The sequence below is a fragment of the Flavobacterium sp. SH_e genome (assembly GCF_025717045.1).
Classification (GTDB): Bacteria; Bacteroidota; Bacteroidia; order Flavobacteriales; family Flavobacteriaceae; genus Flavobacterium.
Genome location: NZ_JAOVZN010000001.1, coordinates 54,175 through 74,811, shown reverse-complemented (window position 1 = coordinate 74,811; position 20,637 = coordinate 54,175). Strand labels below are relative to the sequence as shown.

Below are 20,637 nucleotides of genomic sequence, written 5' to 3'. Positions count from 1 at the left end.
ATAAATATAGGAAAAAGCATTTTAAAATTTAGGCTTAAACAAAAAAAGCGAGATGTAAACACCTCGCTTTGTCTATCATTTTCGATTCAACTATTGTGCAAAAGAAGCTCTTGCTCCTCCAGTTGTAAAAATAGCTGATATTCTGCTTTTTTGTCCTGTTGAGAACATATACATTGCAGCATCATCAACATAATCCATGTAGTTCATTGTCATCTCTACTGGTGTACCTGAACAAGTACTGTAGTGAGGGTAAGCAGGAACTCCGTAGTTTGCTGTGTTGTGAGTAGGAGTATCAGCAACAAGATCGCTTCCGCAAGTTGCATCTCCCCAAATGTGACGTAAATTCATCCAGTGTCCAACTTCGTGAGTAGCCGTTCTTCCTAAGTTGAATGGAGCATTTGCAGTTCCAGACAATCCGAAATAACGTGAGTCGATAACCACTCCATCAGTTGCAGAAGCACCTCCAGGAAATTGTGCATAACCTAAAATTCCGCCTCCAATGTTGCAAGACCAAATGTTTAATTTAGTTGTTGGAGAAGTAGGAGCGATTCCGCCTTGAGCAGTTTTTTTCATCGCGTCATTTGTTCCCCAAGAAGTTTTAGTTGTAGATTTTCTAATAATCTGATCTAAAACAAATGTAATTCCGATGTTTGCTTTAACTCCTGAGAATAACGCTGGTACATTATTGTAGTCAGAGTTTAAAGCATTAAAATCTTTGTTTAAAACATCGATTTGTGATTGAATTTGTGCATCCGAAATGTTTTGCGCTGTTGTTCTGTATAAAACATTCACTACTACAGGAATTTCGATTTTGCCATTAACCAAACGTCCTGTAAAATTTGAACCAGCGTGCTTTGCCGTAAATGCTTCAATTTCATTCATTTTAATTGCCAATGATGGATCAGCTTTTAATTGCGCCTCAAGAACTTCTTGTGTTGCACATCCTCTACGAGAAGCAACAGTTGCATCTGCATTAGCAGATTCAGATTGTTCGTTTTGACAAGCAAATAGCACTAATGCTGTAAATGCGGTAATAATAACTTTTTTCATAATAATCTGGGTTTTTGTTATAAAAATGTTGATTAGTTAAACATTGCAGCAATTTTATAACAAAAAATTATTGTAGAAAAATATTACAAAGATTATTTTGTCAGAAATTTTACAAACCCTTACAAACACTGATTCCTACAAAAAATACATGAAAAATATTAATAAGTTTTTTCTTTCGTTTTTGTTTTTTTAATGTATTTTGTCGTGATTATCTGTAGTTTAACGATAAATTCAGACAATTAAATTGGTGGGAAAATCGAAATAAATCTTTAGAAGAGAATTTTTAGAATGACTTTTCGATTTAGATATATTTAAAATCTACTCTGCCAAAGCAACCATTCCTCTTCTTTCCAAAACATTTGAGGTTTAGAAAATTGGACTAAAATCGGTTCTAAAAATTTATTTAGATTTTTATATTTTTCAATTAATTCTCCGTTAAACTCAATATTATAAATTTGTTTATCATCATAGGCTTCTTGTAAATCAAATGTTTCAGGAAGATTTATTATGATGTAATCTTCCCCAACATGATAATTCAGGATATTTTGTTTGTTAGCATCATTTATTGTATTAAATCCGAGTTTATGATATAACTCTTTGCAGAGCGCTTGAATAATGTTAGGACCGTCTATCCCATTTTTTAGATTAACTAAAAAAGAACTGTTTCGCCAAGTTGAATGTAAACTATTCAGAATTTTAGAACGTTGTAATTCTTTTACACTTAAAGATGTACTTTTAGGATATAAATAATCATTTACTGCCAAAGAGTATCCAGCACTTACATAGTAATAAGTTAGTGAATAGAAAGAATGGCTTATAAAATGATAAATTTCTTCCCATGAGATGTTTTCTTCAAACTCAAAGTAAATTATATTAGGAGTTTTATTTGGGAATTCTTTCTTAATATTTCGAATTAAAAAATTTACAGAATTTTTTTGTAATTGATTTTTGTTAGAATCGGTAAAAGATAACGTACAAACGTTATCAAAATCATGTTTATCTATTATGCTGTTAAAAAGTTCGTGCCACTTACCATTAATATTTTTTAAATCGTGAGTTAAATATCTATAAGAGGAATAACTAGGATTAACAAAATCTACAAAATCATTTATTAGTTCTTTGATAATATCTTTCTTGGGATCCTGATAAAAATAAAAAACAATGCTTTTTCTTAGACCGTAAAATTTATTATCAATCAACTTCATTTTAAAATGATTAAAAATTAAACAACAAAATTACAGTAACGTATTTTTGGAGTAAAATATTTACAGTTAAAAATTAAAAAAAAAAGATTTTTTATAACGAAGTAATCTCATAAAGCGCAATACTCGCAGCCTGAACAACATTCATACTGCTGTTTTTTCCAAACATATTAATGTGTACGATTTGGTGAGAAAGTTTTAGAAGTTCTTCAGATATTCCGTTGATTTCGCTTCCAATTAAAAGTGCTATTTTTTTATTTTTCGGAATAGTAACTTCTTTTAAAGGTTTGCTATTAGAAGCAATTTCTAGAGAGATAATTTCAAAATCATTATTCAATAGAAAAGATTGAAGTTCATTAAAATCTTCAATAACAGAATGGGCTACATGAAGATGCGTGCTTCGTGAAGTTTTATTTATTTTACGAGGTGTAAGCGGAATATCTTTTCCAAAAAAGATAATGTTTTCGACTCCGAAAGCTTCAGAAATTCTAAATAAAGAACCAATATTCTGCTGAAAGTAAATATGATCGCAAACTAAAGTAATGGGAAATGTTTTTCTTTCAAATTGATTTTCTTCGTGTGTCAGTTGCATTTTTTGTTAGTGAAAAGTGGAAAGTGATTAGTGAATAGTAATAAGTGAATAGTTTTGAGAGGTGACGTTGTTGCTTTTGAATGATGAATTACTAGTCACTAATTAGTAAAAATATAATTGATAATGTTTGCGCCCATTTTTAAGGCTTTGTCTCGTACGTTAGCAGGATCATTGTGAACTTCGGGATCTTCCCAGCCGTCGCCTAAATCGCATTCGTAAGTATAAAGCAGAACCAGTTTATTGTCTATGAAAATTCCAAAAGCTTGAGGACGAGTTCCGTCGTGTTCGTGAATTTTAGGTAATCCGTTTGGAAAAGGAAATGGTTTCTGAAAAATTGGATGATTTGCAGGAAGTTCAACTAAATTATTATTCGGAAATATCTTTTTAATTTCTTTTCTAATAAATTGATCCATTCCGTAGTTGTCATCAATGTGAAGAAAACCGCCAGCAGTTAAATAATTTCTCAAATTTGTTACGTCTGCATCACTGAAAACAACATTTCCGTGACCTGTCATGTGTACGAAAGGATACGAAAACAAATCGGGATTACTTGGTTCGACGGTTGAAGGCTTGTTTTTAATTCGGGTATAAATATTAGCATTGCAAAAATTAATCAAATTCGGTAAAGAAGTTGGATTTGCGTACCAGTCACCACCTCCGCTGTATTTAAGCAAAGCAATTTCTTGTGAAAAAGAAGAGATTGAAATTAGTAATAATAGATAGAATATTTTTTTCATGTAAGTTTTAAATATCTTGTTTTCACATTTTTTGTCATTTCGACGAAGGAGAAATCACACCAGAAATTCCGCATAGTTTGTCGCCAATTGTTGTTGAGTTACGCGTGAGATCCTTGGTTCCTCAGGATGACAAACTTAATGACTAATTTATTCATTAAAAAAAACAACACTATGACAAGCCACAACTGCGGCTGTTTCTGTTCTTAAACGTGTGTTTCCTAAAGTTACAGGTTTGTAATTGTTTTCTAATGCCAAAGCGATTTCTTTTTCAGAAAAATCACCTTCGGGTCCAATTAAGATTATAGTATCCTCATTTGGTTTTAAAACCTCTTTTAGCGATTTTTTATCGGTTTCTTCGCAATGTGCAATTAATTGTAAACCCTTTTTTTGTTGTTTAATGAATTCTTTAAACGAAATAGCTTCATTTAATTTTGGCAAAAAAGTCTCATTGCATTGTTTCATTGCCGAAAGAATAATTTTTTCGAAACGATCTCGATTAATTACTTTTCGTTCAGAACGATCGCAGAAAATAGGTGTAATTTCCTGAATACCAATTTCGGTAGCTTTTTCTAGAAACCATTCAAAACGATCATTCATTTTGGTTGGGGCAACAGCCAAATGCAAATGAAATTTTGGTTTTTCGGCATTTTTTATAGAAAGCACTTCAACGGTACATTTATTATCTGAAGCAAGAGTTATCTGAGTTTCAAACAATAATCCAAAACCATTGGTAACTTGCAGAATATCTGAATCTTTCTTTCGAAGAACTTTTATAATGTGACGGCTTTCTTCTTTATCAAAAGAAAAACTTTGAGTTGTTTCGTCTATATTCGGATTAAAAAATAACTGCATGATTTAAAATTCGATTCTTGCTTTAGAAACCACAGCAGAAGTTTCAAAACGATTAGATAAGTATTTTTGATAACCTACAATTCCAATCATTGCAGCATTGTCTGTTGTATATTCAAATTTCGGAATGAAAGTTTTCCAGCCGTATTTGCTTTCTGTTTCTTTCAGTGTATTTCTGATTCCTGAATTTGCAGAAACTCCGCCGCCAATTGCGATTTGTGTAATTCCGGTTTCTTTTACCGCCAGTTTAATTTTATCCATCAGAATTTCGATAATCGTATGCTGAATAGAAGCACAAATATCATTCAGATTTTCTTCAATAAAATTAGGATTTGCCTGTTTGTTTTTTTGGATGAAATATAAAATAGCAGTTTTCAATCCAGAGAAACTAAAATCTAATCCTGGAACTTTAGGTTTGGTAAAAGGAAATGCTTTCGGATTTCCCTCTTTTGCGTATTTATCAATCAAAGGTCCTCCGGGATAAGGAAGTCCAAGAATTTTTGCACTTTTATCAAATGCTTCACCCACAGCGTCATCAGTAGTTTCTCCGATAATTTCCATATCAAAAAAGCTATTCACTTTAACAATTTGAGTATGCCCGCCACTTATCGTTAAAGCTAAAAAAGGAAATTCTGGTTTATCGTAGCCTTCTTCATCAATAAAATGAGCTAAAATATGCGCATGCATATGATTCACAGCAATTAATGGAACATTTAAGGCTAATGATAATGATTTGCTAAAAGAAGTTCCTACCAATAAAGAGCCCATTAAGCCTGGACCTTGCGTAAATGCGATTGCGCTTAATTGTTCTTTTTGTACATTTGCTTTACGAAGTGCAGCATCTATCACGGGTACAATATTCTGCTGATGCGCTCGGGAAGCCAATTCAGGAACAACACCTCCGTATTGATTATGAATTAATTGATTGGCTACAACATTTGACAATACTTTGTCGTTATGTAAAACCGCGGCAGCAGTATCATCGCATGAACTTTCGATGGCTAGAATAAAAACCTCTGGATTTTGCATATAAAGGCACAAATTTTGAATTATATTTGACAAATCAAATTATTAAATTTCTTTGATTTAAGCAGTGCCCCAAAATTAAAGAATTTTTATCAAAAACAGTCGCTCTTTGTCTGTTCAAAATAAATTAAAAGAAAAACTAAAATTAAAGAAGCTATCAAAAAAGTAAAGAAAATAATATCACGAACCCTAATTGGGTTGATTTTACTTTTGTTAGCATTGGCTATCATACTATCTCTTCCTGTCGTTCAGACACAGATTGCCAATTATCTTACTAATTCTTTGAATGAAGATTATAAGGTTAATATTAACGTTGAAAAAACGGCAATCAATATTTTTGGTGGAGTAAAATTGAAGAACGTGACGATTTTAGATCATCACAAAAAAACGATGATTTATTCGGATATTATCACAACTGATATTGCCAGTTTCAGCAGATTGTTGGACGGAGATTTGATTTTTGGAGATTTGCGTCTTACGGGTTTGATTTTCAATCTAAAAACCTATAAAGGTGAAAATGAAAATAATATCAATAAATTTATTAAGGCTTTTGAAGTTGAAAATACTCCTAAGAAAAAGTCAACTAAACACTTTTTGCTGACGGCCAAGAATGCTTATATAGAAAAAGGAAGATTTTCTGTCATTGATGAAAATAAAACGACGCCTAAGTTTTTAGATTTTACAAAATTAAACGCTTATATAAGTGAGTTTAAATTGTATGGGCCAGACGTGAATACTACCATTCACAGATTTTCATTTATGGATCATCGTGGTTTGTATGTTTCAAATTTTGCAGGGAAATTCAGTTATACCAAAAAACAGATTAAAGTTGAAAATCTGGCTATTAAAACTAAAAGATCTTCTATTTATGGTGTAGCAATTTTGAATTATAAGCCTGAAGATTTTCTTGATTTTACAGATAAAGTTAGATTTAATGTTGTAATAGATTCGTCTTCTATTGCAACAAACGATATTCGTCATTTTTATGATGGTTTAGGAAAAAATCAGCATTTTAAATTAAAGACAAAATTAGACGGTCCGCTTAATAATATGTTGCTTACAAAATTAAGATTAAGCGATAATCACGGATCAAAAATTAACGGAACTATCAATTTTAGAAATCTTTTGGGAAGCAAAACTCAGAAGTTTTCTATGGATGGAAAATTCGATAAATTGCTTTCTAGTTATGATGATTTAGTGATTTTACTTCCAGAAGTTTTGGGTAAAAAACTTCCAAAAGAAATGAAGAGAATCGGGAAGTTTAATATTGTTGGAAAAGCAAAAGTTTCGACAACAGACTTAGAAACCGACTTTAAGATGGCAACTGATCTTGGAAATGGACAAGTTGATCTTCATATGAATAATATGGATTTTATAGATAAAGCTTCTTATTCTGGAAATATTATTTTAACCAATTTTGATGTAGGTGCAGCTTTAAACAGAAAAGATATTGGTAAAACTACTTTAAATCTTGATGTTGATGGAGTTGGTTTTACTGAAAAATATTTGAATACGGTTATTAAAGGAGATATTGCAAAATTGGATTACAATAAATACACCTATAATAATATAGTAGTAAACGGAAATTTTAAGCTTCCTTATTATAAAGGACAAATTGCTATTAATGATCCAAACTTAAATTTAAGTTTTGATGGATTGCTGGATTTAAGCAAAAGAGAGAATCGTTACGATTTTCATATAAATGTTGAAAATTCAGATTTGCGAAAACTTAAATTCGTAAGTGATTCTATTTCTAATTTTAAAGGAGATGTTGTTGTTCAGTTAACTGGAAATTCTATTGAAAACCTTCAAGGAAATATCTTTATAAAAGATGCAGAATATCAAAACCCGAAATCGACTTATGTTTTTGATCAAGTAACTTTAAATTCGAGTTTTGATGCCGATCGTTTGAGAACGATTACAATTAGTTCGAATGATGTTGTGGATGGAAAAATTGTTGGGAAATTTAGATTTGATCAATTAGATAAATTGGTAATGAATTCTGTTGGTAGTTTGTATACCAATTATAAACCTTACAAAGTTAGAAAGGGACAGTTCTTGCGTTTCAATTTCCGAGTTTATGATAAAGTGGTTGAAATGCTTTATCCTGAAATAAACATTGATTCATCGACCGTTGTAAGAGGAAAAATTGATTCGGATTTACAGGAATTTAAATTTCGTTTCAGATCAAAACAGATTACAGCAGACAAAAATACATTTGATAACATTCGAATTAATATTGATAATAAAAACCCGCTTTATAATGCGTATGTTGAATTAGATAGTATTAAAACACCTTATTATAAGATTCGTGATTTTAATTTAATTAATGTTACAGCAAATGATACGCTGTTTGTCCGTTCTGAGTTTAAGGGAGGGAATCAAGGAGAAGATTATTTCAATCTGGATTTGTACCATACCATAGATAAGAATAAAAATAACATTGTAGGAATCAAAAAATCCGAAATGAAGTTTAAAGATTACATCTGGTACTTAAATGAAAAAAGTGATGATGATAACCAAATCTTAATTGATCAATATTTTAAGAATTTCACGTTTGATAATATCGTTTTATCACACGAAAATCAGAAAATGGATTTAAATGGAGTTATAAAAGGAACAGATTATAAAGATCTCGAACTGACTTTTGAAGATGTTGATATTAATAAAATAACTCCCGTCAATTCCAAGTTTGTATTTAATGGTAACTTGAATGGAAATGTCAATTATAAGCAGAATAAAAACGTTTATCAGCCCACGGCATCCATAAAGATTGATCATCTTGTGATGAACAAGACGGAACTTGGTACGCTTAATTTTGATATTTCTGGTGACGAATCTTTTAGGAAATTTACTGTTAATTCATCGATTCAAAATGGTTTTACGGAATCATTTAGAGCAAACGGAACTTTTGCGGTAGAGAATAAAGAAACAATTATGGATATGAATCTGAAATTGGAAGGATTCAATCTTGCAACTTTAGGAACTATTGGCGGAGATGTTTTGTCTAATGTTCGTGGTTCTGTTTCTGGAAACGCTGCTGTTGTCGGGAATTTGAAAAAGCCAGAAATCAACGGACGTTTATATGTAGAAAAAGCAGGAATGACAATTCCGTATCTAAACACAGATTATGAATTAAGTGATCGAACGGTAATTGATTTAACTAACGAAAAGTTCTTATTTAGGAATAATCAGTTAACAGATACTAAATACGGAACAAAAGGTTTGCTGAATGGTACAATTGAGCATAATAATTTTGGTGATTGGAAATTGGATTTAAATATCACATCTAAAAGATTAGTTGCACTTGATACAAAAGACAGTGAGGATGCAGCTTATTTCGGTACCGCATTTATAAATGGTTCTGCAAGTATAAAAGGTCCTGTTGAAAGTTTGTTTATTAAGGTAGATGCTAAGTCTGAAAAAGGCACCGAAGTAAAGATTCCTATTAATAATGTACAAAGCGTTGGAGAAAGTAGCTGGATTCATTTTGTAACACCAAAAGAAAAGTTCAATCTTGCTAATGGTATTGTTGAAAAAACAAGGGATTATAATGGACTTGAGCTGGAATTCGATTTTGATATTACGCCAGATGCTGAAGTAGAAGTTATTCTGGATCGAAATTCAGGTCACGGTATGAAAGGGAAAGGATATGGATCGCTTTTATTTAAAATCAATACTTTAGGTAAATTTAATATGTGGGGAGATTTCCAGGCATACGAAGGAACTTATAATTTTAAATACGGTGGACTTATCGATAAAAAGTTTGCTGTTAAAAAGGGAGGTTCTATTATTTGGGAAGGAAACCCAATGCGTGCTCAGTTAAATTTAGAAGCAGTTTATAAAACCCAAGCCAATCCAGCAGTTCTTTTAGATAATACTTCTTCGTTCAATAAAAAAGTTCCTGTAGAAGTTGTTATCGGGTTGAGAGGAGATTTAGCAAGTCCAGAGCCAAATTTTGATATTCAGTTCCCTTCGGTAAGTAATGTTTTAAAATCTGAGATACAATATAAATTAGACGATAAAGATATTCGTCAGACACAAGCGCTATATTTATTATCGACTGGTTCTTTCATGAGTACGGACGGTTTTAGCCAAGGAGATTTTTCTGGTACACTAACAGAAACTGCTTCAAGTTTGTTGGGTGGAATTATCAAATCGGATAATGATAAAGTAAATATTGACTTAAATTACATTGCTGCAGATAGAAGAACAGGGCAGGAGGTCGATGGTCAGTTTGTAGCAAATATATCCTCGCAGGTAAATGAAAGAATAACAATCAATGGTAAATTGGGAGTTCCTGTTGGTGGAGTAAACGAATCTGCAATTGTAGGAGATATAGAAATCTTATATAGGGTAAATGAAGATGGCACAATGAACCTTCGCTTGTTTAATAAAGAAAACGATATTAATTATGTAGGACAAGGAATTGGATACACTCAAGGAGTTGGTATTTCGTATGAAGTAGATTTTGATACTTTTAGCGAATTAGTAAATAAGCTCTTTAAAGATCATAAGATCGAAAAAGCAGTAAAAGGTTCATCGTCTGATGAATTGCAAGATTCTTATCTAAATCCTGATTATGTGAATTTCACGAGCAAAAAAGATTCGGAGAAAAATAAAAAGAAAGCAAAAGAGGAAGAAGAGAAAAAGAAAAAAGAAGAAGAAAAGAAAAAAGAAGAAGAAAAGAAGAAAAAACAGCAACATCAAGAGCCAACCAATAATCAGGGATTAATTCCAGACAGCGATTATTAACACTTTGTTAAAAAAAGACATTTATAAAACCATTATTCTCATAATGGTTTTTTTTGTGCTAAATTTAGGCGCTCTAATAAAAATTTTCCATGCGAGCGAGAAATCCGATTTTTATAACACTTCATCAGGGTATTGTTAATTTTGACGATTTAATTAAAAAAATAGCGTTTTATTATTTTTAATGAAATTTTTTCCTAGAAAAAACTTATTAACGAAAACGTTTGAATTTAACATATTTTATTAATTTATAATAATCATAACCTGAAAAGTGCTGAATGTTTGCTAATTTTACACTTTAATACTTAAATAATGCCAAAAACAATAAAAAAAGTAGGTGTTCTTACCTCAGGAGGAGATTCACCTGGAATGAATGCGGCAATACGATCGGTAGTTCGAACTTGCGCATATCACAATATAGAATGCATCGGAATTTATAGAGGGTATCAAGGAATGATTGAAGGAGACTTCAAAGAAATGGGGCCTCGTAGCGTAAATAATATTGTAAACAAAGGTGGAACGATCTTAAAATCAGCTCGTTCAGTTGAGTTTAGAACCCCTGAAGGTAGAAAAAAGGCACACGAGAACCTTGTGAAGGCTGGTGTTGATGCTTTGGTTGTTATTGGAGGTGATGGAAGTTTTACTGGAGGATTAATTTTTAATTCAGAATTTGATTTCCCTGTAATGGGAATTCCAGGTACAATTGATAATGATATTTATGGTACAAGTTTTACTTTAGGGTATGATACTGCTTTAAATACTGTTGTTGACTGTATAGATAAAATTAGAGATACAGCGAGTTCGCATAATCGTCTTTTCTTTGTAGAGGTTATGGGTAGAGATGCTGGTCACATTGCTCTTAACGCTGGTATTGGTGCAGGAGCAGAAGAAATTCTTATTCCTGAAGAAGATCTAGGTTTAGATCGTTTATTAGATTCACTTCAAAAAAGTAAAGCTTCAGGAAAATCATCAAGTATTGTTGTAATTGCTGAAGGAGATAAAATTGGTAAAAACGTATTCGAATTAAAAGATTATGTTGAAGCTAATTTACCTGAATACGATGTGCGTGTTTCTGTATTAGGGCACATGCAGCGTGGAGGTTCTCCATCTTGCTTTGACCGTGTTTTGGCAAGCCGTTTAGGAGTAAAAGCTGTAGAATCTTTATTAGAAGGAAAATCAAACTATATGGTAGGTCTTCGTGAAGATAAAGTGATTTTAACTCCGCTTGAACAAGCAATAAAAGGTAAATCAGAAATTGATAGAGAGTTATTAAGAGTGTCAGACATTATGTCGACATAATCAATATAAAAAGTTTAAAAAAAGAAGAGAAGTTTATTGTGAGGAAATTAGACTTTGAATTAGTGTAATAAAAACAAAAGCAAAAAATTTAGTAAAATGTCAAAAGTAAAATTAGGAATAAACGGATTTGGACGTATTGGAAGAATCGTTTTCAGAGAATCTTTCAATAGAGATAATGTAGAAGTTGTTGCAATCAATGACTTATTAGATGTAGACCACTTAGCTTATTTATTAAAATATGATTCAGTTCACGGTCGTTTCAACGGAACTGTAGAAGTTAAAGAAGGAAAACTTTATGTAAACGGAAGAAATATCCGTATCACTGCTGAAAGAAATCCAGCTGATTTAAAATGGAACGAAGTTGATGTAGATGTTGTTGCAGAATGTACTGGTATCTTCACAACTATTGAAACAGCAAGTGAGCACTTAAAAGGTGGTGCTAAGAAAGTAATTATTTCTGCTCCTTCTGCTGATGCTCCAATGTTTGTAATGGGAGTTAACCACGAAACTGCAAAAGCTTCTGATTTAGTTGTTTCTAACGCTTCTTGTACTACAAACTGTTTAGCTCCTTTAGCTAAAGTAATCAACGATAACTTCGGAATTGTTGAAGGTTTAATGACTACAGTTCACGCAACTACTTCAACTCAAATGACTGCTGACGGACCTTCTAGAAAAGACTGGAGAGGTGGACGTGCTGCTGCAATCAACATCATTCCTTCTTCAACAGGTGCTGCTAAAGCGGTTGGAAAAGTTATCCCTTCTTTGAATGGAAAATTAACAGGTATGGCTTTCCGTGTTCCTACTGCTGACGTTTCTACAGTAGATTTAACTGTAAAACTAGCTAAAGAAACTTCTTATGAGGAAATTATGGCTGTTTTGAAAAAAGCTTCAGAAAACGAATTAAAAGGTATCTTAGGATATACTGAAGATGCAGTTGTTTCTCAAGATTTTATCTCAGATAAAAGAACTTCTATCGTTGACGCTACTGCGGGAATCGGTTTAAATTCAACTTTCTTCAAATTAGTTTCTTGGTATGACAATGAGTACGGATACTCAAGCAAATTAATTGATTTATCTGTACATATTGCAGGTTTAAAATAATAATATATATTTTTGCAAAATCCCGTTACTTTAAAATAACGGGATTTTCTTATTTTGTTAGCTCTATAATTAATGTAAAAAACACACTTTTAAATTAAAAATAGAGAAACCTAATCCCAAAAACGAAACAACAATGAAATTAATAGTTGACAGTGGATCTACGAAAGCCGATTGGATTGCAATTGATGATAATGGAAAAGTATTATTCACAACACAAACTTTAGGATTGAATCCTGAAATTCTTGACGGACCAGAAATTATCGAAAGATTAAATGACCGTTTTGATATCTTACAAAACAAAAAAAATGCTACACATTTATTCTTTTACGGTGCTGGATGTGGTACTGACAGAATGAAAACGGCATTATCACAAATTTTCCAAGGATACTTTACTAATGCAATTGTAGACGTTCAAGAAGATACTTATGCAGCTGTTTATGCTACAACTCCAAAAGGACAAGAGGCTATCGTTTCTATCTTAGGAACAGGTTCTAACTGCAGTTATTTTGATGGAAAAGTATTGCATCAAAAAGTACAATCATTAGGATACATTGTTATGGATGATTGTAGTGGAAATGTTTTTGGAAAAGAATTAATTAGAAAATACTATTTTAATAAAATGCCAAAAGAATTAGCAGTTGAACTTGAAAAAGAGTACGACGTTGATCCAGATTTTATTAAAAATAAATTATATAAAGAACCAAATCCAAATGCTTATTTAGCTACTTATGCAAAGTTCTTAATTAAGCACAAAGACACTGAGTTCTGCAGAAAAATTATCTTTAAAGGAATGAAATCTTTCGTTAAGAATTACATTAAACAATTCGACAACTGTAAAGAAGTTCCTGTGCATTTTGTTGGTTCTATTGCATTTTATTTGAAAGATGAATTACAAGAGACATTCAATAAATATGAGCTTCAATTAGGGAATGTTTTAAGGAGACCTATTGATGGATTAATTGCATACCATGTCGCTAATCAATAGTTCTGGTTTTATGGAAATTGCCATTATTGCTCATGATGGGAAAAAAGCTGATTTAATTGATTTTTTAATCAAAAATGAAGCTATTTTGCACAATGAAAAAATAAGGCTAATTGGTACTGGAACTACTGGAGGAAAAGCTGAAGCTGCAGGGTTTAAAACTCAAAGAATGCTTTCTGGACCTCTTGGAGGCGATGCACAAATTGCAGGTAGAGTAGCGGAAGGAATTACGCAGATGGTTTTCTTTTTTAAAGATCCTCTATCAAGTCATCCGCATGAAGCCGATATTAATATGCTGATTCGTGTTTGTGATGTGCATAATGTGCCGCTGGCCACGAATGAAGCAACGGCACAATTATTATTAAATGCTATTGCACTGCAATTATAGATATTTCTACATTAACATTTTTTGGCAAACAAGCCACTTGAACCGTTTCACGAGCTGGAGCGGTTTTTTCGTTAAAATAAGAACCGTAAACAGTGTTTATTGCACCAAAGTTGTTCATGTCCATGATGAAAATAGTTGACTTTACTACGTTTTCAAAAGTCATATCTGCTGCTTCAAGAATCGCAGCAATGTTTTTCATAACTTGATTCGTTTCATCATGAATGTTGTCTGTAACCAATTCTCCTGACTCAGGATTGATTGCAATTTGTCCAGAAGCATAAAGTGTATTTCCAGATAATACGGCTTGATTATACGGTCCGATTGGAGCTGGAGCTTTCTCGGTAAAGATGATTTTTTTCATAATGAATTTATTTTGATTCGAAAATGGTTTATCTATTTGAAACGCTTCGTTTGTTCCATTTGATATCGCTAAGCATACCAGATTTAATTCCGATGAAGAAATTCCAGTTAGAGTTCGTTCCAAGAGGCTGCCAGTTAAATGCCATTCTCCAGCTTAATAAGTCTCTTTCAAAACGGAATTGCGTAAAAGTAACTCCTTTTTGAACAAAATCGTATCCAGTAGAAACTCCCGCTTTCCATTTAGGAGTAAGATCTGTATTTACAGAAATCATAATAGAGTTTCCAGAAATAGTGTTTTCTCTTTTTACGTTTGAGTATGTTAAAGAGTACGCAAGCGTCATATCCCACGGAACTTTCGAATTGAAGAATTCTGTAATAGCGTCTTCTTTTTCCGGTTCATTTGCAAACTGGCTGTTGCGACTATCATTTAAATCGGTATTTGTACCAAATAAATCATCGCTTCGTCCACCGTTCCGCTGGCTTTGAGTGTTTTTGTCTTTTTCGCTGGTTCCTTTATTGGAGAAGGAATAGTTTACTGTTACGTTAGCACTGGTCATTCTAAATAAACTTCCACCGTTGTCAATGTTGAATTTATCAATTTTGTTACCACCATTATCAATCGCATACGGATCTAATGTAGCACCAAAATTCATATTCATTTTGTTGTCAAAAAACTGTGTTCCACCACTAACTAATACGGGTTGCCATCCAAATGTCGATTTTCCGTCAGCATTGAAGTTGTAGCTTGTGCTGAAGTTTAAATTGTTTAACAGCATTATCTTTTTAGGCTCTGTTTTTGTGCTGTCACGATCTCTAACTTTAGCTTCAAAAGTGTTGCTTAATGCAAAACCAACAATGTTTGAATTGTCTTTTCCAGGCGCTCCATATAAACCGTTTTCAAACCTTGTATATTCAGAAACGATCTTTCCTGTTGCGTCGACTGAATACGTGTCGTAATAGCGCTCAAAACTTGGTGTATAAGCATAAGTTACACTTGGACGCATAACGTGTCTAATAGACTGGATTTTTTTGTCGTCACCAAAATTAAAAGTTCCGTAAATAGTTGTACCTAAATTGGTGCTGAAATTGTATGTTCTATAAGAATCGAATCCGTTTACAGTTTCATTGACTGCTTTTGCTTCAGTTGGATCATAAACTTTTTGAATTGTTTTGTTGACCCATGTTTCTTGGTAAGTTGTGGAAGCTCCTGCACTAAAATATTTAAATAACTTAAAGTTTGTACTAAGCGGAATGGTATGTTGCATTCCTAACTGAGCGTCATCAAACATTTGAGGTTTGAAAAACAAAGAATCTTTTGTTTTGAAATAGTTTTTACCGCTTACACTATATTGTAAATTAATGTTCTTGATTAATCCCTTTTTTACACCATCTTTTCCAACAAATGGATATACACGGTCAATACTACCTTGTAAAGAAGGAAGGGTCATAATAATGTCTTCTGTCTGTGTATTCTGACTGTGTGTCGCAGATAACGAAATACGAGAACCTGGAATAGTGTTAAAAGTTCTATTGTATGAAATAGAAGAGCTTAATGTGTTATTTAAGTTCGAACCAATGTTTGCTTGGTTTATAGATTGTTTGAAGTATTTACTGCTACCCATGTTAACCGATGCAGAAAAGGTTGAATTTGGGTTTGATTTTGAATCTTTTGAATGTGACCACTGAATATTGTAAATTCCTTGCTTTGAGTAATCAGGATAACCACGTTCGCTGCTAATTAAGTTTTCAAAACGAATATTCACATTTCCTCGATACTTATATCTTGTGGCATACGACGATTCGAAGCGCATCGCGTAACTTCCGTTGGTGTAATAATCTCCAAGTACAGTTAAATCGTAATTATCGCTTAAAGCAAAATAGTAACCTCCATTTTGTAATGAAAAACCTCTTGTGTTAGAATCATTATAACTTGGAATAATAATACCAGAAACGCTTTTCTCCTGACTCATTGGGAAATAAGCGAAAGGTAATGCCAGAGGAGTTGGAACATCAGCAATTACCATATTAGTTAAACCAGTAATTACTTTTTTTCCAGGAATAAATTTCACCTTACTAGTTTGGAAATAATATTCAGGATGATCTACATCTGTCGAAGTAGTGAAACGAGCTCCTCTCAAAAAGTAAACAGAATCATTTTCTTTTTTAGTAACTGCGGCTTTAATTTTAAATTCACCCTGTTCTGTTCTTGAATTATAAATTAAAGCTTTTTTAGTTTTGAAATTAAATCGGATAGAATCTGGCTGTACTTCGCTTGCTCCTTGTTTAAAGTTTGGATACTGCGTTAAAACACCAGCAGAATCTTTGATTCTTCCAGCATAAACTTCATCTTTTTCATAATTAAGTACAATTATACCAGATTTTAATTCAACATCTTTATAGTATAACTCAGCTTCATTATATAAAGTGATCAGTTTGTTCTTTTGGTCAATCTTAGCATAATCTTTAGCCCTGTATCTTACTTTTCCATCCAAAAAAGTCTTTTTAGGTCTAACAGTGTCAAGTTTAATAGTATCTGTAATTGCAGGATTTTCTTTATCTGTTTGTTTTACAGCAGGTAAAGGCTTTTTTTTGTTTTTTATTTCTTGCGAATATAAATTACCACATCCTATAGTTAGGAAAAATGATATTAAAACGATATTAAATAAGTTTGTATGCAAAGGTTTAAATGCTATTTTTGTAAAATTATGGCTTGTTTTTTGACATGTCAAACTTACATATAATTTTTTGGCAAAAATAATCAATTCTGAAAATTATAACAGCTGCATTTTATTAAAATTAACTTTTAGATTTATGAATAGAATTAACAAAATTAAGGTAATCTTTACTTTATTTCTAATAATATCGTCCTTTTATGCTCATAGTCAGTCAAATGTATTTAAGGTAACTCTTGATGCTGGACATGGAGATCATGACTTTGGAGCGGTTTATAGTGGAAGAATTGAAAAGAATATTGCTTTAGCTATTGTTTTGAAAGTGGGGAAGATTTTGGAACTTAATCCTAATGTTAATGTAATTTACACTCGTAAAACAGATGTTTTTATAGATTTGGTAGAAAGAGCTAATATTGCTAACAGAGCCAATTCAAATATTTTTGTTTCTATACACTGTAATGCCAATAAAAATACAGCTGCCGATGGAACCGAAACTTATGTAATGGGTTTAAGTAAAGTTGCTTCGAATCTTGAAGCAGCGAAAAAAGAGAACTCGGTAATTACATTAGAGAAAGATTATAAACGTAAATATGAAGGATATGATCCAAATTCTCCAGAATCTATGATTGGTATGACTTTGATGCAGGAAGAATATTTGGATAATAGTATTACGCTTGCAACCAAAATCGAAGAAAATTTTGAGAAATTAGGAAAAAAACTTCGACATGGCGGTGTAAAACAAGCTCCGTTTATGGTGCTTCACAAAGCATATATGCCAAGAGTTTTGGTTGAAACTGGATTTGTATCAAATCCAACAGAAGGAAATATTTTAAATTCAGAAGAAGGTCAGGATGATATTGCTAGAGCAATTGCAGAAGCAATCTTAAGTTATAAACGCGAATATTTTGGGTCAGGAGCAGAAGCTACTGAGAGTCGGCCCGTAAGAGATACTACTCCCGCAAAGCCAAAAACAACCACTCCAGTTGCAGTGGCAAAAAGTGCTCCAAAAGGAACATTCTTTAAAGTGCAGCTTATCGCAAGTATTAAGAAAACACCTTTAGAGCCTAAAAATTTCAAAGGACTTAAAAATGTGACTATGATTTATGAAAATAACATTTATAAATATTTCTACGAAGAAACTTCAAGTTACGAAACAGCCCAGAAATTTTTGCAAGAGGCTAAAAGCAAAGGATATGGAGCAGCATTTTTAGTAGCAACTAAAGATGGAGAAAAAATCAATATTCAGGACGCAATTAAATAATAAGCGCAAGTTCGAATATTTATATTAATTTTGTAACAAACACTTAGAATTTTGAAACTAACAAGAGAAATTAAAACGGCTATTTTAGTCATCGCATCTATTTTATTATTTATCTGGGGATATAGTTTTTTAAAGGGAAGAGACCTTTTTACTAATTATACAATATTATATGCTGAATATGATAATGTTGAGGATTTATCACCATCAGCGCCAGTAACTCTTAATGGACTTGCGATTGGTAAAGTAAATAAGATAACAATTGATGAAGTAACTGGTAAATTATTAGTCGAACTTCAACTTAAAACAGATTTTCCAATTTCGAAAACAAGTACAGCAGCAATTTATTCTCCAAGTTTAATTGGTGGAAAACAAATTAAAATTGTTCCAAATTTTGCAGATAAAGAATTAGCAGAAGACGGACAAAAATTGGCTTCTACTGTTGAGCTAGGATTGACAGAATCATTAGGAGGAAAAATTGAACCAATTCAGCAAAAGCTTGATAAAATGCTGGTGAATATTGATGTTTTGGTTACAGGATTAAATAATACTTTAGATAAGAACACTCAAGAAAATTTAAAGAAAACAATTGCAGAACTAAGCCAGACAATGGCACAGTTTCATAAAGCTTCTGGAAGCCTTAACAGTATTTTGGATACTAATAAAGGACAGATTAATGGAGCGGTTGCAAACTTCAATAAAATGTCAAGCAATTTCAATAAAATATCTGATTCTTTAAATAAAGCTGATTTAGGTAAAACAGTTCGTAACTTGAACCAGACTTTAGCAAAAGTAGATGTTTTAATGGGCAATTTAAACTCAGGAAAAGGTACGGCTGGCAAATTGTTAAATGATGATGCGTTATATAATAACTTGGCTAAAACTTCAAAAGAGCTAGAATTGTTGTTGCAAGATCTTCGCCTTTACCCAACTCGTTACGTAAACGTTTCTCTTTTTGGAAAGAAAAATAAACCATACGTAGCACCAACTGAAGAAACAAACTCAACTGATAAAAAATAATTATAAATGAGTTATTTAGATAATATTTTATTCGCAATACTTCTTGTAGTAGGTTTCGGTTTTTTTACAGCGAGCGTAAAAAAAATCATCCGAAATATTAATTTAGGAGTTGACGTAGATCGAAAAGATAATCCTAAAGCTCGTTGGAAAAACATGGCATTGATTGCTTTGGGGCAATCAAAAATGGTGAGACGCCCTGTTGCTGGAATACTGCATATCTTTGTATATGTTGGTTTTATAATTATCAATATTGAATTGCTTGAAATCATTATCGATGGACTTTTTGGGACTCATAGAGTTTTTGCTCCTTATTTAGGTGTAGTTTATGATGTTTTAATTGCTTCATTCGAAATATTAGCAATACTTGTTATTATAGCTGTTGTTACTTTTTGGATCAGAAGAAATGTAATTCGTTTGAAACGTTTTATTAATTCTGATTTAAACGGATTTCCAAGAAATGATGCCAATTACATTCTGTATTTTGAAACAGTTTTGATGATTCTGTTCTTATTAATGAACGCATCCGATTTGCATTTGCAAAATGTGCCAGGAGGATATTCTCATTTTCATAAGGCAGGAAGCTATCCAATAAGCCAATTTATAGCACCAATTTTTAATGGTACATCTAATGAAGCTGTTGGATTATTGTTTGAAGTTTTTTGGTGGTTGCATATCGCAGGTATTTTAGTTTTTATGAACTATTTATACTTCTCAAAACATTTGCATATTCTTTTGGCTTTCCCAAATACTTATTTTGCGAATTTAAAACCAGAAGGGCAATTTGATAATTTGGCTTCTGTAACAAAAGAAGTAAAATTAATGATGGATCCAAATGCAGATCCATTTGCGGCAGCTCCAGCTGATGAAAATGCGCATCCTTCTAAGTTTGGTGCAAGTGATGTTCAGGATTTAAACTGGGTTCAGTTGTTAAATGCTTATACGTGTACAGAATGTGGACGTTGTACGTCTTCTTGTCCTGCGAATCAAACAGGTAAAAAATTGTCTCCACGTAAAATTATGATGGACACAAGAGATCGTTTAACAGAGGTTGGTAAAAATATCGATGCTAATAAAGGTGTTTTTGTTCCAGACAACAAAACACTTTTAAACGATTATATTACTCCTGAAGAATTATGGGCTTGTACTTCTTGTAATGCTTGTGTTGAGGAATGTCCAGTAAATATTAGTCCGTTATCTATTATTATGGATATGCGTCGTTATTTGGTTATGGAACAAAGCGCTGCTCCAATGTCATTAAACGCGATGATGACTAATATTGAAAACAATGGTGCGCCTTGGCAATATAGCCAACAAGACCGTTTAAATTGGAAAAACGAGAATTAATTTTA

Annotated in this window: 16 protein-coding genes; 8 read left to right on the top strand and 8 right to left on the bottom strand. The window is 32.3% G+C overall.

The window, feature by feature from the left end; all coding sequences use genetic code 11:
* Positions 1 to 90: 90 nt before the first annotated feature.
* The 6 genes from OD917_RS00290 to tsaD all read right to left on the bottom strand — a co-directional run bounded on the left by OD917_RS00290 (position 91) and on the right by tsaD (position 5,459).
* The gene (locus OD917_RS00290; RefSeq protein ID WP_263521546.1) at positions 91 to 1,050 is read right to left on the bottom strand and encodes a zinc metalloprotease; all 960 of its coding nucleotides are present in this window, start codon (positions 1,048 to 1,050) and stop codon (positions 91 to 93) included.
* Positions 1,051 to 1,361: 311 nt separating this feature from the next.
* On the bottom strand, positions 1,362 to 2,255 hold the full coding sequence (locus tag OD917_RS00285) for a hypothetical protein (protein WP_263521545.1): 894 nt from the start codon (positions 2,253 to 2,255) through the stop codon (positions 1,362 to 1,364).
* A 91-nt stretch (positions 2,256 to 2,346) separates the two neighbouring features.
* Positions 2,347 to 2,844 carry a TrmH family RNA methyltransferase gene (locus tag OD917_RS00280; RefSeq protein ID WP_263521544.1) on the bottom strand — a complete coding sequence of 166 codons (498 nt, stop codon included), beginning with the start codon at positions 2,842 to 2,844 and terminating at the stop codon, positions 2,347 to 2,349.
* 98 nt (positions 2,845 to 2,942) lie between these two features.
* Positions 2,943 to 3,581 (bottom strand): DUF4159 domain-containing protein, encoded by a 639-nt coding sequence (locus OD917_RS00275; protein WP_111285274.1) that lies wholly within the window; start codon positions 3,579 to 3,581, stop codon positions 2,943 to 2,945.
* Positions 3,582 to 3,728: 147 nt separating this feature from the next.
* Positions 3,729 to 4,433, bottom strand: coding sequence for a 16S rRNA (uracil(1498)-N(3))-methyltransferase (locus tag OD917_RS00270; protein WP_263521542.1), 705 nt, complete (start codon positions 4,431 to 4,433; stop codon positions 3,729 to 3,731).
* Positions 4,434 to 4,436: 3 nt separating this feature from the next.
* The gene (gene tsaD, locus OD917_RS00265; protein ID WP_111285270.1) at positions 4,437 to 5,459 is read right to left on the bottom strand and encodes a tRNA (adenosine(37)-N6)-threonylcarbamoyltransferase complex transferase subunit TsaD; all 1,023 of its coding nucleotides are present in this window, start codon (positions 5,457 to 5,459) and stop codon (positions 4,437 to 4,439) included.
* 207 nt (positions 5,460 to 5,666) lie between these two features.
* On the opposite strand from tsaD, the gene OD917_RS00260 reads away from it, so the two are divergent.
* The 5 genes from OD917_RS00260 to OD917_RS00240 all read left to right on the top strand — a co-directional run bounded on the left by OD917_RS00260 (position 5,667) and on the right by OD917_RS00240 (position 13,978).
* Entirely contained in the window at positions 5,667 to 10,211 is a 4,545-nt protein-coding gene (locus OD917_RS00260; protein WP_263522042.1) for a translocation/assembly module TamB domain-containing protein, read from the top strand.
* 309 nt (positions 10,212 to 10,520) lie between these two features.
* Complete coding sequence (gene pfkA / locus OD917_RS00255) at positions 10,521 to 11,507, top strand: 6-phosphofructokinase (protein WP_111285266.1); 987 nt, start codon at positions 10,521 to 10,523, stop codon at positions 11,505 to 11,507.
* A 96-nt stretch (positions 11,508 to 11,603) separates the two neighbouring features.
* Positions 11,604 to 12,608 carry a type I glyceraldehyde-3-phosphate dehydrogenase gene (gene gap / locus OD917_RS00250; protein ID WP_026730156.1) on the top strand — a complete coding sequence of 335 codons (1,005 nt, stop codon included), beginning with the start codon at positions 11,604 to 11,606 and terminating at the stop codon, positions 12,606 to 12,608.
* A 133-nt stretch (positions 12,609 to 12,741) separates the two neighbouring features.
* Positions 12,742 to 13,593 carry an N-acetylglucosamine kinase gene (locus tag OD917_RS00245; RefSeq protein WP_111285264.1) on the top strand — a complete coding sequence of 284 codons (852 nt, stop codon included), beginning with the start codon at positions 12,742 to 12,744 and terminating at the stop codon, positions 13,591 to 13,593.
* A 10-nt stretch (positions 13,594 to 13,603) separates the two neighbouring features.
* The gene (locus tag OD917_RS00240; protein WP_263522041.1) at positions 13,604 to 13,978 is read left to right on the top strand and encodes a methylglyoxal synthase; all 375 of its coding nucleotides are present in this window, start codon (positions 13,604 to 13,606) and stop codon (positions 13,976 to 13,978) included.
* On the opposite strand, the gene OD917_RS00235 is transcribed toward OD917_RS00240, so the two are convergent.
* Positions 13,959 to 14,339: a RidA family protein gene (locus OD917_RS00235; protein ID WP_263521541.1), complete on the bottom strand. Its 381-nt coding sequence runs from the start codon at positions 14,337 to 14,339 to the stop codon at positions 13,959 to 13,961. The two genes, OD917_RS00240 and OD917_RS00235, sit on opposite strands and share 20 nt — an antisense overlap.
* A 28-nt stretch (positions 14,340 to 14,367) precedes the next feature.
* Complete coding sequence (locus OD917_RS00230; RefSeq protein ID WP_411970295.1) at positions 14,368 to 17,100, bottom strand: putative LPS assembly protein LptD; 2,733 nt, start codon at positions 17,098 to 17,100, stop codon at positions 14,368 to 14,370.
* Positions 17,101 to 17,149: 49 nt separating this feature from the next.
* On the opposite strand from OD917_RS00230, the gene OD917_RS00225 reads away from it, so the two are divergent.
* Genes OD917_RS00225 through OD917_RS00215 form a run of 3 tightly spaced genes read left to right on the top strand, consistent with a single transcriptional unit; the run spans position 17,150 to position 20,632 of the window.
* The gene (locus OD917_RS00225; protein WP_263521539.1) at positions 17,150 to 18,271 is read left to right on the top strand and encodes an N-acetylmuramoyl-L-alanine amidase; all 1,122 of its coding nucleotides are present in this window, start codon (positions 17,150 to 17,152) and stop codon (positions 18,269 to 18,271) included.
* 51 nt (positions 18,272 to 18,322) lie between these two features.
* Complete coding sequence (locus OD917_RS00220) at positions 18,323 to 19,288, top strand: MlaD family protein (protein WP_263521538.1); 966 nt, start codon at positions 18,323 to 18,325, stop codon at positions 19,286 to 19,288.
* A 6-nt stretch (positions 19,289 to 19,294) separates the two neighbouring features.
* Entirely contained in the window at positions 19,295 to 20,632 is a 1,338-nt protein-coding gene (locus OD917_RS00215; RefSeq protein ID WP_263521537.1) for a (Fe-S)-binding protein, read from the top strand.
* Positions 20,633 to 20,637: the final 5 nt, after the last annotated feature.

Coding starts and splice junctions, on each gene's coding strand:
- OD917_RS00275 (WP_111285274.1), bottom strand. CDS start 3,581: ATGAAAAAAATATTCTATCTATTATTACTAATTTCAATCTCTTCTTTT.
- OD917_RS00285 (WP_263521545.1), bottom strand. CDS start 2,255: ATGAAGTTGATTGATAATAAATTTTACGGTCTAAGAAAAAGCATTGTT.
- OD917_RS00240 (WP_263522041.1), top strand. CDS start 13,604: ATGGAAATTGCCATTATTGCTCATGATGGGAAAAAAGCTGATTTAATT.
- OD917_RS00280 (WP_263521544.1), bottom strand. CDS start 2,844: ATGCAACTGACACACGAAGAAAATCAATTTGAAAGAAAAACATTTCCC.
- OD917_RS00245 (WP_111285264.1), top strand. CDS start 12,742: ATGAAATTAATAGTTGACAGTGGATCTACGAAAGCCGATTGGATTGCA.
- OD917_RS00270 (WP_263521542.1), bottom strand. CDS start 4,433: ATGCAGTTATTTTTTAATCCGAATATAGACGAAACAACTCAAAGTTTT.
- gap (WP_026730156.1), top strand. CDS start 11,604: ATGTCAAAAGTAAAATTAGGAATAAACGGATTTGGACGTATTGGAAGA.
- OD917_RS00235 (WP_263521541.1), bottom strand. CDS start 14,339: ATGAAAAAAATCATCTTTACCGAGAAAGCTCCAGCTCCAATCGGACCG.
- pfkA (WP_111285266.1), top strand. CDS start 10,521: ATGCCAAAAACAATAAAAAAAGTAGGTGTTCTTACCTCAGGAGGAGAT.
- tsaD (WP_111285270.1), bottom strand. CDS start 5,459: ATGCAAAATCCAGAGGTTTTTATTCTAGCCATCGAAAGTTCATGCGAT.
- OD917_RS00225 (WP_263521539.1), top strand. CDS start 17,150: ATGAATAGAATTAACAAAATTAAGGTAATCTTTACTTTATTTCTAATA.
- OD917_RS00290 (WP_263521546.1), bottom strand. CDS start 1,050: ATGAAAAAAGTTATTATTACCGCATTTACAGCATTAGTGCTATTTGCT.
- OD917_RS00215 (WP_263521537.1), top strand. CDS start 19,295: ATGAGTTATTTAGATAATATTTTATTCGCAATACTTCTTGTAGTAGGT.